The sequence below is a fragment of the Algibacter pacificus genome (assembly GCF_008033385.1).
Lineage (GTDB): Bacteria > Bacteroidota > Bacteroidia > Flavobacteriales > Flavobacteriaceae > Algibacter > Algibacter pacificus.
This window is the reverse complement of the sequence record NZ_VOGY01000001.1, coordinates 697,642-714,653: the sequence shown is the minus strand read 5'-3', so window position 1 is coordinate 714,653 and position 17,012 is coordinate 697,642. Positions and strand designations below refer to the sequence as shown.

The following is a 17,012-nucleotide window of genomic DNA, read 5'->3' as shown; positions in this document are numbered from 1 at the left end:
CTATAAAAATGACAACTGTAAAAAAGAACATATTTAAATTTTCTGTTTTTGTATCTGTATTGATATCAATATCCTTGTTTTTTCTTTTAGAAACACCTAAAAAAGAAACCACAACACAACCACTAAATGATGAGTACCAAGAGGAAGAGTTCGAGGAAGAACCAGAAGAAAATTTACAAACAGAAGCACCCTTTGACCCTAATACCCTAAAAGGAGAAGCGCTTGAAAAATATAACCAATGGAAACAAAATTTAGATAAATCTGGTTATAAATTCACCAATTATGACACCTTAGTATCTTCTGAAAAAAAATTCTTAAAATTTGATAATATGCCTTTGGCTCCAAACAGCTACGCATACGCCAACAATAATATAACGGGGAGTTGGAATCAAAAAAACCTAGAACTATTTGACGATAGTGGATTTAGAGCTGATGGCTCGGTTTACGACCCTGTAAACGAAGAGCTTTATGCTGTTTCATTCGCTGGCCATCTTTATAAAATTGATGAAAGTGCCCCTATTAAATGGTCGCTTAGAAATCATAAAAAAAACGTATTAGGCGACGATTTAAACGGAATAAACCTACCAGACAATAGTTTTCGTTTACTTCACCAAAAATCCAACGGCGGTATGGAATTTTCAGATGACGAAGGCCGTAATTGGATTGATGCCAATGGTGCGCTGTTCCAAAGCTCTTGGAACTATAAAACCGTAGTTACCAAAACTCCAACAGGTAGACGTATAGTTGCTCATGGCGGAAGTTATATTTCAGGTGATGCCTACGACCGCCTTTTTATATCAACCGATTATGGACTAAATTATACCGAATCTAGTGTAAAATTTAAAAAATCAGATTTTGAAGTTGTAATTAATAAACCGCATAACAGTAATAGTGTTTACTGCTTTGCTAAAAGAAAAAGCGACTCAAGATTATTAATTTATAAAATGGAAGAAGGTGATAGCGACTTTTCGCCATACGCATCCCCCGCTCAAACTTTTTCTGGCGCACTAAAAGTTTTTGGCACCTTAGTTGGAGGCAAATACTATTTTTATATCAGTGCGGGTAATACAAATATATTTTATTCCGATGATGAAGCCAAAACATGGACACAAACCTCTAATAATAACAACAGTCCATTAATGGAAATTCACCCTACATCTCCTAACGTTTGTTTTAAAGGTTTTGTAGATTTGTATATGTCTACCGATTATGGCGCTACATGGTCTAGCAACAACCACTATTTTAACACATATTACGCCTGGGATTTACAGCACATGAAAACATACAACAAAGAAAGCGGTGGCACCATCACTTTTGTTGGCTTAGATTTTGGAAGCTATTACTCCAATAATCCTAGATTATCAAACTCTTGGGTTTCCATAAATACTGGATCTCCTATTATAATGGCATATGATGCCGCTACAAGTGATATAAACAATAGAGCTTATACCGCTAATCAAGATCGTGGATCTCAAGGTTTTATTGATACTCCTAACAGCAACAATATATATGAAGCAGACCGCGAAGCTAACACCGATGTTTTACGAGTTGCTTTATCTAAAGATGAATCCTCTGCATGGTTTTGGTATTATTATGGTACCATTGGGCACGCATCGGTACTTAATGGCGGAAATTACAGCACCGTTGTTAAAAAAGATTATTATACAAGCTGGTGGGCCACTAGCATGACCCCTTCTCCAAATCCGAATGAAGATGCTATTTATATCCCTGCAGGAGGTACCCAATTAAATAAATTTACATTTAATGGTACCACCATATTAAAAACATTACATCCTTTTGTTTTTTCTGGAGCTCCTATTAGTTTTGGTTATTCAGATTTAAATACTAATAGATGGTATGTTGGTTTAAAAAACGGACCATTAATGTACTCAAGCGATGGCGGGGTAACCTTTACACAATCTAGCTATACTGGAACCTGGCCCAAACAAGATGATTCTCACAGAAAAAGAAGAACTGTAATTGCCACAAGTACAACAGATGAAGCGACTGTATATTTTGCAGGAAAAGGCAATATGTTTTTAATATCGAATGACGGTGGAGCGACATTTTCTAATCACAATTCTGGCTTAGCCGTAACCCGAATTACAGATTTAACCGTATCGCCAAACGGAAAATATGTATTTGCTTCTTGTGAAACCGATGGCGCTTGGGTATACTCTGTAGATCAAGACCAATGGTTTGCAATGACTGGCGAACATGTTCCTAACGTTCAATTTACTGACGTACAATTTATTAAATCTAAAAACTTAGTGCGATTTGCTACCTATGGAAGCGGAGTACTAGATTTTAACATTAATGAAAGCCTGCTATCAACAAAAAAAAAATCAGAAATTAAAATAGGTAACATAAAAGCCATCCCAAACCCCACATCTGGTGCTTTTGAAATCACGGTTCCTCAATCGAAATCAGAAATCAAAATAAATATATATACAGAATCGGGAACATTAATATCTAATAAGACCTATAAACAACAACATGGAAAAGTAGTACTCGATTTGGCTAATGCAGCTTCAGGTATATACTTAGCTAAAATTTATCTAGATCACCCTATTACTGTTAAAATTTTAAAGAAATAACAACAATGCCTTTTGTTTTATTTAACAAAAGGCATATATATCCATATTTAACCAAATTTTATCCATTTTTTTATCAGATAAATGGCATAGTTTTATTTCATACTAAATAACATAAATTATGAAAAAAATTACTTTATTTATGATAGCCATTACCGCTATCTCATCTATTAACGCCCAAGTACATTTTACATTTAATTCGTCTAGAGACGACATGGGAGTAACAGTTTTTGATGCCGAATCGCCAAATAATCAAACCATTAGTCTAATGGAAAACCAAGGTGAAAACAATACTGAAACTGGAAATATGTCTTCAGGTATTGTTACAGACCCGGTGCGAGGTCAAGTGTTACAAATAGCTAACCGATACGAATTTGCAGAAGCTTCAACGTTACCAACAACAGGCGATTGGAGCATGAGCTATTGGTTTAAACTCGATTCTAGTGCGGGTGGCTATACAGCATACAATTTAGTTTTTTATGCCGAAAGCACAAACGCCATGGTTAGCATTATAAATGCAACATGGAATGCTGGTGCAAGTACCATATATATGAATAAGATTAGCGGAATAACAGCCGATCAAGGACCAGCTTTGGCAGATGGAGTTTGGAATCATTTTGTAACCGCATTTGATGAATCTGAAAATGAAATTACAACCTATAGAAACGGTGTTTTCTTAGAAACTCAAAGCTTTGGAAACACGTACCCTTTCGCCTTTCAAAATTACAACAAATGGGTTATTGGAGCCGATTGGGGTGGTAGTGCCATATCAAAATACGACGATTTTATGATACATAATTCTGTTCTAGATCAAGCAGCCGTAACAGCTCTTTACAACAGTCAAACTTTAAGCACTAATAACAATGTAGCTTTTGCTAGTAATATTAAATTATATCCCAATCCAGCAAAATCTACTTTTAAAATTGAAACAACCAACGATGCAACAATTTCTAATATTGCCATATTTGATTTATTAGGAAAGAAAGCCGCAACATTAATACCTACAAAAAATAAAAATGAATACAATATAGATAATCTATCTAACGGCTTATACATAGTTAAAATTAGTAACCAACTAGGTAATACAATTACCAAACGTTTAGTAAAAAAATAATAATTTTTAACAACTAACGTGTTTAAACCTATAGTTCTAAAAAGGGCGTATAATGATAAAAACATTATATGTCTTTTTTTATACCGAAAAGTAATTGCTAAAATTAATACCTTTCAAGCTACATTTATAAAAATTTACACTTATGAAATCAAAACATTTAATAACTCTTTTATTTTTTGTTTCCCTTAGTTTTGCAAACATTGTAAAATCAAATGCTCAAACTTCACAAAAAGCGACACCTATTTTTAAAGATGGACAAGCTCAAATAGTTCCTGCGTTTTCTGATGAAACAAAGTGGATAAGAGAAGATCTTTGGGTTGAAACAGATTTTGATTCGGATGAAGACGGAAAATTAGACCGAATGCATGTAGCCGTAACCCGTCCCTTTCAAACCGAAACAGAAAAATTAAAACTACCTATTATTTATGAGTCCAGCCCATATTATGCCAAAAGCAGCACACCATTTCCAAGCAATGCCTTTTGGGATGTCAATCACGAACTAGGACAACCAGGGAAACCAAGGGTACACCCTGTTTTAGACGGCACAATAAACAGACCAAAGCTTTCTAACTCTCAAATAAAAACCTGGGTCCCAAGAGGATATATAGTAGTGCACTCATCATCTCCAGGAACAGGGCTTTCTGAAGGTACGCCAACGGTTGGAGGGGATAATGAATCTTTAGCGCCTAAAGCGGTTATTGATTGGCTATGCGGTCGTAGGCCAGGATACAAATCCCCTGATAGTAATGAAAAGATAGAAGCATATTGGTCTACTGGTAAGGTAGGCATGACCGGAACCTCATATAACGGTACAATCCCATTAGCAGCAGCAACTACAGGTGTAAAAGGACTAGAAGCCATTATTCCTGTTGCCCCAAACACATCATATTATCACTATTACAGATCTAATGGCTTAATTAGATCTCCAGGAGGGTACTTAGGAGAAGATATTGATGTTTTGTACGATTACATTCATAGTGGCGACAAATCAAAACGCGCGCATAATAATGCCAAAATTCGTGATACTGAAATGAAAAATGGCATGGACAGAATTAATGGAGATTACAATGATTTTTGGGCAGGTCGTGACTACCTAAACGATATGGCTCCAATGCAAGCGGCACTATTAATGTCTCACGGTTTTAACGACTGGAATGTTATGCCAGAGCATAGTTATAGAATATACAAAAAAGCTAAAGAAATGGGGCTGGATACCCAAATATACTATCACCAAAATGGCCACGGAGGACCACCACCTATAAAAATGATGAACAGATGGTTTACCCACTATTTACACGGCATTGAAAACGGCGTAAAACAAGATGCCAAGGCTTGGATAGTACGCGAAAACGATACACAAAACCACCCTACACCATACGCCGATTTTCCAAACCCAAAAGCCTCTAATGTAACTTTGCATTTAAATTATGGCGCCCCAGAAAAAGGTGAATTATCTATAACAAAACCAACAATACAAGGTATTGAAACATTAATTGACAACTACAACTTTTCTGGCGAAACGTTAGCACAAACCGAACAAACCAAACATCGCTTATTATATGTTACTCCTACGTTAAAAAATGATATACATATTTCGGGAACAGCTAACGTTAGCATTAATCTTGCCAGCAGTAAACCCGCAGCAAACCTTTCGGTATGGCTCGTATCTTTACCTTGGAACACTAATAAAGATGCTAAAATTACAGATAACATAATAACTCGTGGATGGGCCGATCCACAAAACCACATGTCTATTAGAAAAAGTACACCTTTAGAAAAAGGAACATTTTATCAAGTAACCTTTAATTTAATGCCAGATGACCAAATTATAAAAAAAGGACAGCAAATTGGCTTAATGATTTTTTCGAGCGACAAAGCATTTACATTACACCCAAAACCAGGAACCGCACTTACTGTTAATTTAGACTTAACCCATTTAAATTTACCCATTGTAGGAGGCACCGAAGCATTTAAGAATGCTTTAAAGTAAAATAGTTTAAAAAGAAATAAGTAGACACCTAAAATGAACAAAAGAAAAAAACAAGCTAAATTAATACGTGTTTTTAGAAAAATTCATAAAACTGCAGGTGCCTACTTATTTATTTTATTCTTCATTATTTCTATTTCTGGATTGCTTTTGGGATGGAAAAAAAACAGTTACAGTGTTATACTTCCTAAAACAAAAACTGGAGTTTCTACAAACTTAAAAGATTGGCTTCCGCTTAGCACATTAGAAAACATAGCTTTTATTACTCTAAAAAACACTCTTAATAACGATTCTGAAATATACCTTAAAAGAATTGATGCCAGACCCGAAAAAGGAGTTGTTAAATTTATTTTTGATAATGACTACATGGAAATTCAACTAGACGCCAGCACGGGTAAAATATTATCAACAGGTATAAGGCGGTCCGATTTATTAGAAGATATACATGATGGCTCCATTTTGGATAATTTTTTCCAAACAGAAGGAGAAATCATCAAACTAATATACAGCACAACTACAGGGGGGGCTTTATTAATATTTACTATAACGGGTTTTTGGCTATGGTATGGTCCTAAAAAAATGAAAAAAAACCAAAGACAATAAATACATGTAGTTTATTGCTTATTTTTTTACAAATCCATCTTTTAATCCTAAAAAATTCTTCGCTTAAATACTATTCCAATTAACAAAACAACAGCTTTACCTCTATAATTTGTAGTCCATATCTTCTTTTTTTGCTTCATTTATCGAACATTTTAAAAATACAACAATATCATCCATATATTACCTTATTTTATCCATTGTATTAATGTTTTGTTAAATCTATATTCGTATCAACTAAAATATTAACTTTTAGTCTAGTTTAAAATAACACTTAATTAACACATAATTATCCCCTTTTTAATTAAGAAAAATCAAAGCTAGAACCAACTAAAAACAATCGTAATTATAAAAACATGAAAATTAAAAAACATTTATTATTCTTGCTCATTTTGTCCTGCCATTCGTTATTCGCTCAAATAGTAGTGACAGGATCAATTAAAGATGCGAACGGCACCCCGCTTTTAGGTGTTAACGTTCTAGAAAAAGGAACCTCAAATGGTATTGCAGCCGATTTTGATGGGAATTATGAAATAAAAGTTGCAAACAACAAAGCGGTTTTGATATTTTCATATGTAGGATACAAAACCAAAGAAATTGCCGTGGAAAACAAAACGGTAATCGACGTTCAACTGGATGAAAATCTTGATGAATTAGGTGAAATAGTATTAGTTGGTTTTGGGAAACAAAAAAAAGCTAGCTTAGTGAGTTCTATTTCAACAATTTCACCTGAAGATTTAAAAGCACCTACTAGTAACTTAACCAGTATGATGGCTGGTCGTGTTGCAGGTATGATTGCTTTCCAGCGAAGTGGTGAACCTGGGTCCAATAATTCAGATTTCTTTATACGTGGTTTAGGTTCTTTTGGTTCTGGTAAACGTAACCCTTTAATCTTAATTGATGGTATTGAATCATCGCAAACCGACATGGCTAGATTGCAACCCGATGATATTGAATCATTTTCCGTTCTAAAAGATGCAGCCGCAGCTTCTATTTACGGAGCACGTGGAGCTAACGGTGTTGTTCTTATTGCTACCAAAAGTGGTAAAGTAGGTAAAGTAAAATTTGATTTTAGAGTTGAAAACAGGTTTTCGTCCAACACAGACAATTTTAAACTAGCCGATAACATTACTTATATGAAGCTAGCAAACGAAGCTACATTAACAAGAGACCCTCTAGCGCCACTACCCTATTCTCAAAACAAAATAGATAGAACAGCAGCAGGAGATAATCCTTTATTATACCCAAATAATAACTGGATAGATCAATTAATAAAAGATTATACTTGGAACCAAGCTTTTAATATTAGTGCCAGCGGTGGAGCTGAAAAAGCCCAGTATTATGTTGCAGGAACCTTTAACATTGATAATGGTTTGCTTAATGTAAACGGCCTAAATGATTTTAATAATAACATTAAGCTTTACAATTATTCTTTAAGAAGTAATGTTAACTTACAATTAACCCCTACAACCGAAGGTATTATTAGATTATATGGTCAATTTGATGATTACACTGGTCCTATAGGAGGAGGACAACGTATATTTAATTCTGCACTATACTCAAACCCTGTATTATTTCCAGATATATACCCACAAAGCCTTTCCCCTTTTACTACACACCCATTATTTGGTGGTGCAGAAACACGCCCTGGTAGCGGTGTTTTAGCGCAAAACCCATATGCCGAAATGGTAAACGGTTACCAAGTTTATAAAAATTCTACTGTACAAGTACAGGTAGAGTTAAAACAAAATTTAGATTCATGGACAGAAGGTTTAAGCGCCAGAGCTATGGGATACATTAGACGTTTTTCATTTTTTAATGTAAACAGAAGTTACAACCCTTTTTATTACGAATCCCGAAGAAATCCAGAAACTGGAGAAATTATTCTTAATGTATTAAATGATGGAAGTGAAGGTTCTATTGGTACAACAGGAACAGAATTTCTTGACTACAACCCTGGTTCAAAAAGTTTAGACTCTAGAATTTACTTAGAAACAGCAGTAAATTATAACCACACTTTTAACGATGTTCATGAAGTATCTGGTATGTTAATCAATTTACTTTCCAGCTACCAAACAGGCAACGCCGGTACATTACAAGCTTCTTTACCTAGTAGAAACCACGGTATATCAGGTAGATTTACTTATGGCTATGATAGCAGATATTTATTCGAATTCAATTTTGGATATAACGGTTCTGAGCGTTTTGCTGAAGGAAAAAGATACGGATTTTTCCCTTCCTTTGGTCTAGCTTATAGAATTTCAAATGAAGCATTTTTCGAACCTTACAAAGATGTGGTTAACGATTTAAAATTACGATTTACCTACGGGCTTATTGGAAACGACGAAATAGGGCTTCAACAAGATCGATTTTTCTACCTCTCTAATGTTAATTTAAACGACGGCACCTATGGCGCTTCCTTTGGTGAAGAGTTTGGGTTTTATAGACCCGGAGTATCAACAAGTAGATATTCTAACTCCAACATTACTTGGGAAAAATCTAGACAAACCAATCTTGGTTTAGACATTGGATTATTTAATTCACTAACCATTTCAGCCGATTATTTTAAACAACATAGATTTAACATTCTTCAAGAAAGAAGTGATGTCGGATCAACCCTTGGTTTACAAGTAACGCCATCAACAAACTTTGGAGAAGTAGAAAGTAAAGGGTTTGAAGTTGCAATGGATTACAATGAACAAATTTCAACAAACTGGTGGACAAGTCTTCGTGCAAATATGACCTATTCTACTAGTGAAATTTTAGAATATGCAGAAATTGACTATCCAGACGAGTTATCATACTTAAAAAGAAAAGGAAACTCTGTGGCACAACGCTATGGCTTTATAGCTGAACGTTTATTTATAGACGACAATGAAGTTGCCAATTCACCAACTCAATTTGGAGATGTAAGAGGTGGCGATATTAAATATAGAGATATTAATGGCGATGGCGTGATAAGCAACTCAGATATAGTACCAATTGGATTACCTCAAACCCCTGAACTTATTTATGGTTTTGGAGGTACTATAGGATATAAGAATTTCGACTTTAGCATATTTTTTCAAGGTTCTGGTCGTTCTAGCTTTTTTATTCAACCAAATTTAATTCAACCTTTTTACATTAACGGCAGCTCTGAAAGCGGACTTCTTAAAGCTATCGCAGACAGTCACTGGTCTGAAGATAATCGCGACGTATACGCCCTATGGCCTAGACTTAGCACACAGCAAGAAACAAACAACAACCAAACTTCAACTTGGTGGATGCGTGATGGTTCTTTTTTAAGATTAAAAAATATAGAATTTGGGTTTAATGCACCAGAATCTTTTGTGAAAAAAATAGGTCTTAAAAATTTAAGAATTTACGGTAGTGCTATTAATGTTGCTGTATGGAGTTCGTTTGATTTATGGGATCCAGAACAAGGAGCTAATGGGCTTGGCTACCCAATCCAATCTGTTTACAACGTTGGATTAACCGCTAGACTTTAAGATAGAATTTATAAAAACTAAAAAAATATTCATGAAAATGTATTTTAATAAAACCCAAATATTGGCCGTTCTTCTAGCTTTAGCTATGAACATCCAATCTTGTGACAAACATTTAGATGTGGTGCCAGATAGTGCACCTACCATAGATAATGCTTTTACACTAAGAAACGAAGCTGAAAAATATTTATTCACATGCTATTCTTATTTACCAAAAAACGGTAATGTTCAATTTAACATTGGCATGCTCTCCGGAGATGAAATGTGGAAAAACGAAGTAACATTGCCGGATATTCCTAACTTTGAAATAGCAAAAGGAAACCAACGCGCTGGAAACCCTTTAATGAATGTTTGGGATGGTAACTCTTATGGAGCAGGATCAAGTAACAATTATGACATTTTTGATGGAATAAGACACTGTAACATTTTTATTGAAAAAATGAGCGATCCAAACAACGCTAGAGATTTGGATGACAGTGAAAGAACAAGATGGATAGGCGAAGCTGAGTTTCTAAAAGCTTACTACCACTATTACTTGTTAAGAATGTATGGTCCAATTCCTATTATTGATAAAAACATACCAATTGAAGCCTCTACTGAAGAAATAAACGTAACTAGAGCTCCTTTTGACGATTGCGTAACATACATATCTAATTTACTAGATGATTCAGTTGAAAAATTACCAGAATCTATACAAGATATAACTAACGAATTAGGACGTATAACACAACCTATTGCGCTTAGTATAAAAGCCGAATTGTTAACTATGGCAGCTAGCCCGCTTTTTAATGGTAACCCAGATTATACTGGTTTTGTTAACCATGACGGTACTCCTTTAATGAATACCACCGAAGATCCTGAAAAATGGCGTAAAGCAGCCGATGCCGCATTAGCAGCCATACAATCGGCCGAAGAAAATGGTAACAGTTTATTTTACTTTGAACAAAACCAGTTTGATTTATCTGAAACAACATTAACCAAATTAAGCGTTCGCCAAGCCGTTACCGAACGTTGGAATCCTGAAATTGTTTGGGCAAACCCAAACAGTAGAACTACAAATTTACAATACTACTGTATGGTACCTGTAAGCGCTGAATACAACCATACACTAGCTCAAAAAATTCTCTCACCTCCACTTAAAATAGCTAGAATGTTCTATACTAAGAATGGAGTTCCTATTAATGAAGATAAAACTTTAAACTTCACTAATGAAACAGAACTTCGATTAGCTACTGCAGAAGAAAGTTATAATATAGAAGAAGGTTTTCAAACTGCACGTATAAATTTTGACAGAGAACCAAGATTCTACGCCGATTTAGGTTTTGATGGTAGTACATTTTACAAAAGAGACAGTCCATCAAAATCAGATGAAAGCACATGGGTTATCCGTGCAAAATATAATGATTACGGTGGTAGTAATGCGGGTGTTCTTTACAACGTGTCTGGTTACTACATTAAAAAACTAGTAGATTGGAGAATGACAAACTCTACAGGAGAACCTTATAGAGCTTATGCATGGCCAGAAATTAGACTTTCAGATTTATACCTGCTTTATGCCGAAGCTTTAAATGAAGCTGAAGGCCCAACTGCCGACGTATTTAAATATGCAGACTTAGTTAGAAAAAGAGCTGGTCTAGAAGGTATTGCCGAATCTTGGTCTAATTATTCTGTTAACCCTTCTAAACCCTCTACAAAAGAAGGTATGAGAGACATCTTGCACCAAGAACGACTAATAGAACTTGCTTTTGAAGGTAAACGCTTTTGGGATTTGAGACGCTGGAAAAAAGCGGCCGAAGAACTCAATAAAGATATTACCGGTTGGAATTATCTAGGCGTAACACAAGAAGAATATTATCAAATTAGAACCTTAGAATTACAAAGATTTGTAGCCCCAAGAGATTATTTATGGCCACTATCAGAAAATACACTTTTACAAAATCCTAATTTAGTTCAAAACCCTGGTTGGTAAAAAAACAAATATTTATGAGAAAATTAATTTTAAAATACTCTGCTATTGCTTTATGCACAGCATTCGCTATATCGTGTAGTGATGACCAAAATGAACATAGCCCTTTAATAGAAAATAATGCTATTCCAGGACAAATAAGCAACATAGTCGTTACAGACTTATCTGGTAAATCTGAAATTACCTATAATCTACCAAACGACAAAAATCTACTTTATGTAAAAGCTAATTATGTTCTTGATAATGGAACCGAAATGGAAGTAAAATCTTCCTATTACAAAAAATCGTTGCTCATAGAAGGTTTTGCCACAGCAGGACCACGTGAGGTTAAGCTATACTCTGTTAGCCGAAATGAAATAGAATCAGAACCAATTACGGTAACAGTAACACCAAGCGAATCTCCGCTATTCGAAATTTTTAGAAACCTAAAGGTGGGTCCAGATTTTGGAGGTATCTTTATAGAAGCAGAAAACCCAGAACGTACAGATGTTGCCATACTTGTTATGGAAAAAGATGATAATGGCGACTGGGTAACAAATGGTAACAGTATTTACACCTCTACAAATGAAATTTTTAGAACTGTAAGAGGATTAGATACCTTAGAATACGATTTGGCCTTTACCATTCGAGATAGGTTTTTAAATACAACAGACACCTTATTCCAAACTATTAAACCAATTTATGAAACAGAAATATCTCGTACACAATACACGGGGTACCCTTTACCAGGAGATGCACCAACGGAAGACTTTGGTTTTGGATTAGATCGACTTTTTGATAATAACTTTAGAAGCTGGCCTAGAATTTACATTACAGATGCTTCAGCCCCTGCTCCACACGCATTTACTATAGACTTAGGCCAAGAAGTAAAAATTAGTCGTGTAAAAATATGGGATTACCCTCAACAAACCTCTAGCGGATTTTTCTACTACTGGCAATTTAACATGCGTAAATTCGAAATTTGGGGCTCCAATAACCCTAGTACCGATGGTAGCTGGGATAGTTGGGAATTATTAGACACATACGAGGTGATAAAACCTTCTGGTCTTCCACTTACACAGCAAAACAATGAAGACTTAGAATATGCCCAAGATGGCTTTAACTGGCCTATTCCAATTACAGCTCCAAAATACCGCTATTTAAGAATTAACAACCTAGAAAACTGGGCAGGCACAGGACGTTTAGCAATAGCAGAAATGAGAGTTTATGGAGACACGCGTTGATTAAATATAATTTAAATAAAAATAATTAAGATGATTAATATTATAAAAAAACTAGTTTTATCCCCTATAACTTTAATACTTTTCTGTTTTATCACCTTAAATTCTTGCTCGGACCAAGAAGAAGATGATTTCAAAAAGTTTTTAGAAGGAGGAGAAATATTATACACCGGTAAAATAGATTCTCTTGAAGTCTATTCAGGAAAAAACCGTATGCTACTTGAAGGTATGCTAAACCCAGATCCCAAAGTAACATCGTTTAAAGTTTCTTGGGCTAATGGAGAGGGCAGTATTACTGTTCCGGTAGAACCAGAGGATATTGCAAAACCCTTCAGTTACGTTATTGATAATTTAGAAGAAAATATCTATAATTTTGAAATACGTACTTTTGATAATGAAGAAAACAGTTCTATTCCTGTATTTATTACAGGAAAAGTGTATGGAGACCGGTATAAAAACTCGCTAATAAACAGACCCTTATTAAAACAAGATTTACAAGAAAGCGACAATTCTGCATTAATAGAATTTGCCCCTGTAGACCTTACCTCGGGTATTTTATTTTCAGAGTTAGAATATACCGATAGTAATAATGAGTTAAAAACATTTACCATTCCTCTAGATAGTGAAACTTTAATTCTAGAAAATTTTAATGCTGGTAATACTTTTAAATATCGTACTGCTTTCATACCTGAAGAAACTGCTATCGACACCTTTTACACAGAATATCAAGTTATAACTCCTGCTGTGCCAATATCTAAACCACCTTACTTTAAAAATGCAACTTATCCATTTGCACTACTAGAATTTAGTGGTGTACGTTATGGTACTCCAACTGAATGGATACATAATGAAGGCGCATTAAACCATAATGGTTATGGTGTTTATGATAATAATTCAGGTGGTGGTATTTTCAATTTAGTTAGTGGTTATGGCGAACCAAAATTAGTAAACGCTAAAGTATATCAAAAAATGCGTCTACCTGCTGGTACTTATACCTATAAAGTAGTTACTCAAGGTAATAATTACAATGGTATTAACGATCAAGTATATTTAACAGCTGCTTTAGGAAGTACTTTACCAGATGTTAAAGATGTTGAAACAGCAACAGAAACTTTAGTATTTGCTCGAGTATCTGGTCCAGCAAACACTTATACTATGGAATTTACCCTAACGGAAGATTTAACAGATATCGCTATAGGTTTAGCGGCAACTAATGGTATTGATCCTAATAATCCAGATGCCGAACCTGTAAACATTAATCGATATATGACATTTGCTTCTTTTGCATTAAGTATGCAGTAAGCTTATTGGTTAAACTTACTATATTAAAAAAAATCTCGAGAGCTATTTCTCGAGATTTTTTTTATTCAATATTTTTTCTGATTTAAGATCATCGAAATGCCAAATAAAATAACTCTTACTGCCACCACTGAGCTAATATAAATTTCAATAAACTCATTTTTAATTTAAATTTTATAGGATTTTGTAGGATTTTATTTTCTGTTTTTTTTTAATTTAATATAGGTTATAAAAACTTTGCGACTATGAAAACTTTCTGCCTTTATTCCACATTCATTTTAAGCTTAATGTTATTTTCGAGTTGCTCGAATGAGACTATGGACAAGGTTGGCACTAATAAAGAGCTCTCTAAGTCTAGTCTCCCTGACCTTTCAACACTTATTTCTTATAAAGATTATTGTAACCATACGGTATCAAAAAAAAATAGATTCGGTTATTTAAACCCAAAAAGATTTTTCACACATGAAAATGGAAGATAAAAGCCTGGTAAAGATAAACCCCCTATGGTTTGTTTTTGACGGGTTATGAAATAATAAGTAGTGATGAATCTACAATTGACAATATTTTAAATACACCTATTACGGAAAAGACATATTTACCCATTTACGTTGGAAAAGATAAAAACACCCTAAATGAATTTGTAATAAAGCAACCTTTTACTATCAACAACATGAAAAAACCAGAACTGGTAGATTAAATAAAAGGGCAAAAAGACATCATCAAATTTCGTCTTGCACAAATACCTGATTCACAATATCAATTGCTGCAATTAAATTGGGATTATCAAGGTAAATCGTTTTTTACCAATGCCGTTTTTTGTGGTAAAGAATTAATTTATGATGAGATTTTATCGAATCTTAGCAAAATAAATTATACACGAAAAAGTAGTTTGGACGAACTCAATAATTAAAAATGTTACAGAAGACTGTTCAACAACGTTTAATATATTTTTTATAACGCAATTATGTTAACTCGAAAAGGACTCTATGGGAATGGTTCCTTATGCATATGCCCACATAACAGTTTCCGGCGAACAATGGGCACCAGATTGTACTAAATATATTCAAAGCAAAAGTACAGAGTCTGATGGTAATTACTAACCTGGATACTCTGGGGGCTCCAAAGCTAAAATTATTAATTTTACACCAGCTGGGATGTATTATTATGGTTGGATTACAAACTTGCAGCTGTAATTATATAAAGTCGTAAAAATGGCACAACAGATTACATAGTATACACAAAAAAACAATTATGTTCTCCAAAGAATTTAAATTGAACCCTACGTTTACCAAAACCTATTTCTGTAAAGTTTTCTTATAAGCAGGATCCCAAATATCTTTGTACTTGACGTCCTTGTTTTCCATAAGTTGTTTATGGATATAATAAGTAACACCTTCCCAAGCAGCTCCTTCTCCCCATAAAGGTTTTATCATTTGGTTTTGCCATTCATTATATGCAGAGGTTATTTTAATGAATGTTTCTGGGCTTTTTTCAGCTAGGTTAGTTGTCTCTCCCAAATCGGAACTTAAATCATACATAACAGATCCATATCCCTCTAAATTAATTATTTTATAGTTGCCAATACGTGCGGCCGATTTATCTAATTTTTTCCAATAAAGCTGTTCATGTGGATTACCTTGTTTATCACCTTTTAAGTAGGGTAACAAATTAACCCCGTCTAATTTAAGGTTTTCGGGCTGCTCTATACCAGCAGCGGCCAATGAGGTTTTAAAAATATCTAATGATGATGACAGCCCGTCAAAAGTTTTACCTCCATTAAAACATGCTGGCCAACTTACCACAAAAGGCACCCGATGTCCACCTTCAAACTTATTCCCTTTCCAACCTTTTAAAGGCCCTTCTTTTGATTGGTTGTTGTGCGCACCTCCATTATCACTTAAAAAATAAATTAATGTGTTCTCGCGTATGCCAAGTGCTTCTAGTTTATTTAACAACTTACCTACATTTTCATCTAACGACCAGGTCATGGCTGCTAATGTTTTGCGTGGATGGCCTTTAAATTTTTCTAAATCTTCTTTTTTAGCATGCATAGGGGTATGTACAGCATTATATGCCAAATACATAAAGAAAGGTGTATCACCAGAGTTTTCAATAAATTTAACAGATTGATTTCCTAGCACGTCGGTCATGTAACCATCAAAAACAACGCGTTCTCCGTTATGTTGAAGCATTTTTTCTTTTGAAGGGTTTTTAATTGGAAAATAAGATCGACTTCCTGTGATAAAACCATAAAACTCATCAAAACCTCGTTGATTTGGGTGGTCTGACACATCTTCTCCCAAATGCCATTTTCCTAAAGCGTAGGTGTTATATCCATTATGCTTAAAAACATCTGCAATGCTCATCACATCATCACTTAAACCAATTCCTCCTGTTCCATTGGCTTCAAAACCAAATCGTTGCTGGTATTTTCCAGTAATTAGTCCAGCTCTAGAAGGCGCACAAACCGTAGCACTTACGTGGGCATCTGTAAATTTAACACCGCTGTTTGCTAATCTATCAATATTAGGTGTTTGCAAATCTTCACTGCCCATAAAACCAAAATCTACATAGCCTGCATCATCTACAAGTATAACAATAATATTAGGAGATTCTGGTTTATTTGTACTAGGCTTAACTTTATCTATTTTAGTTTTACATCCGCTAACACATAGAATTAAAAAGACAAAACCAAAATATATTAATTTATAGTATTTCATTATTTACTGTTTTCAATTCTAAAACTT

At 34.5% G+C, this 17,012-nt stretch carries 10 protein-coding genes; 9 read left to right on the top strand and 1 reads right to left on the bottom strand.

Features of this window, described 5'->3' with window-relative positions; all coding sequences use genetic code 11:
* Positions 1 to 8: 8 nt before the first annotated feature.
* The 9 genes from FQU21_RS03100 (at position 9) to FQU21_RS03060 (ending at position 14,962) form a co-directional block, all read left to right on the top strand.
* A complete protein-coding gene (locus tag FQU21_RS03100; protein ID WP_147676556.1) occupies positions 9 to 2,597 on the top strand; it encodes a T9SS type A sorting domain-containing protein in 2,589 nt (862 codons plus the stop codon).
* A 118-nt stretch (positions 2,598 to 2,715) separates the two neighbouring features.
* Complete coding sequence (locus FQU21_RS03095) at positions 2,716 to 3,708, top strand: T9SS type A sorting domain-containing protein (protein ID WP_147676555.1); 993 nt, start codon at positions 2,716 to 2,718, stop codon at positions 3,706 to 3,708.
* Positions 3,709 to 3,850: 142 nt separating this feature from the next.
* Positions 3,851 to 5,698, top strand: coding sequence for a Xaa-Pro dipeptidyl-peptidase (locus tag FQU21_RS03090; RefSeq protein WP_147676554.1), 1,848 nt, complete (start codon positions 3,851 to 3,853; stop codon positions 5,696 to 5,698).
* A 33-nt stretch (positions 5,699 to 5,731) separates the two neighbouring features.
* Positions 5,732 to 6,298, top strand: a complete 567-nt coding sequence (locus FQU21_RS03085) for a PepSY domain-containing protein (protein WP_147676553.1) — start codon at positions 5,732 to 5,734, stop codon at positions 6,296 to 6,298.
* Between the two features lie 353 nt (positions 6,299 to 6,651).
* Positions 6,652 to 9,783, top strand: coding sequence for a SusC/RagA family TonB-linked outer membrane protein (locus FQU21_RS03080; protein WP_147676552.1), 3,132 nt, complete (start codon positions 6,652 to 6,654; stop codon positions 9,781 to 9,783).
* A gap of 31 nt (positions 9,784 to 9,814) precedes the next feature.
* On the top strand, positions 9,815 to 11,749 hold the full coding sequence (locus FQU21_RS03075; RefSeq protein WP_147676551.1) for a RagB/SusD family nutrient uptake outer membrane protein: 1,935 nt from the start codon (positions 9,815 to 9,817) through the stop codon (positions 11,747 to 11,749).
* Positions 11,750 to 11,763: 14 nt separating this feature from the next.
* Positions 11,764 to 12,969 carry a DUF5000 domain-containing lipoprotein gene (locus tag FQU21_RS03070; protein WP_147676550.1) on the top strand — a complete coding sequence of 402 codons (1,206 nt, stop codon included), beginning with the start codon at positions 11,764 to 11,766 and terminating at the stop codon, positions 12,967 to 12,969.
* A 30-nt stretch (positions 12,970 to 12,999) separates the two neighbouring features.
* Positions 13,000 to 14,268, top strand: coding sequence for a DUF4998 domain-containing protein (locus FQU21_RS03065; protein WP_147676549.1), 1,269 nt, complete (start codon positions 13,000 to 13,002; stop codon positions 14,266 to 14,268).
* A 505-nt stretch (positions 14,269 to 14,773) separates the two neighbouring features.
* A complete protein-coding gene (locus FQU21_RS03060) occupies positions 14,774 to 14,962 on the top strand; it encodes a hypothetical protein (RefSeq protein ID WP_147676548.1) in 189 nt (62 codons plus the stop codon).
* Positions 14,963 to 15,560: 598 nt separating this feature from the next.
* Here FQU21_RS03060 and FQU21_RS03055 read toward each other — a convergent pair.
* A complete protein-coding gene (locus FQU21_RS03055; protein WP_147676547.1) occupies positions 15,561 to 16,985 on the bottom strand; it encodes a sulfatase-like hydrolase/transferase in 1,425 nt (474 codons plus the stop codon).
* Between the last annotated feature and the right edge of the window lie 27 nt (positions 16,986 to 17,012).

Excerpts from the sequence above, each read along its gene's own strand:
- FQU21_RS03100 (WP_147676556.1), top strand. The coding sequence starts at position 9 with ATGACAACTGTAAAAAAGAACATATTTAAATTTTCTGTTTTTGTATCT.
- FQU21_RS03095 (WP_147676555.1), top strand. The coding sequence starts at position 2,716 with ATGAAAAAAATTACTTTATTTATGATAGCCATTACCGCTATCTCATCT.
- FQU21_RS03090 (WP_147676554.1), top strand. The coding sequence starts at position 3,851 with ATGAAATCAAAACATTTAATAACTCTTTTATTTTTTGTTTCCCTTAGT.
- FQU21_RS03085 (WP_147676553.1), top strand. The coding sequence starts at position 5,732 with ATGAACAAAAGAAAAAAACAAGCTAAATTAATACGTGTTTTTAGAAAA.
- FQU21_RS03080 (WP_147676552.1), top strand. The coding sequence starts at position 6,652 with ATGAAAATTAAAAAACATTTATTATTCTTGCTCATTTTGTCCTGCCAT.
- FQU21_RS03075 (WP_147676551.1), top strand. The coding sequence starts at position 9,815 with ATGAAAATGTATTTTAATAAAACCCAAATATTGGCCGTTCTTCTAGCT.
- FQU21_RS03070 (WP_147676550.1), top strand. The coding sequence starts at position 11,764 with ATGAGAAAATTAATTTTAAAATACTCTGCTATTGCTTTATGCACAGCA.
- FQU21_RS03065 (WP_147676549.1), top strand. The coding sequence starts at position 13,000 with ATGATTAATATTATAAAAAAACTAGTTTTATCCCCTATAACTTTAATA.
- FQU21_RS03055 (WP_147676547.1), bottom strand. The coding sequence starts at position 16,985 with ATGAAATACTATAAATTAATATATTTTGGTTTTGTCTTTTTAATTCTA.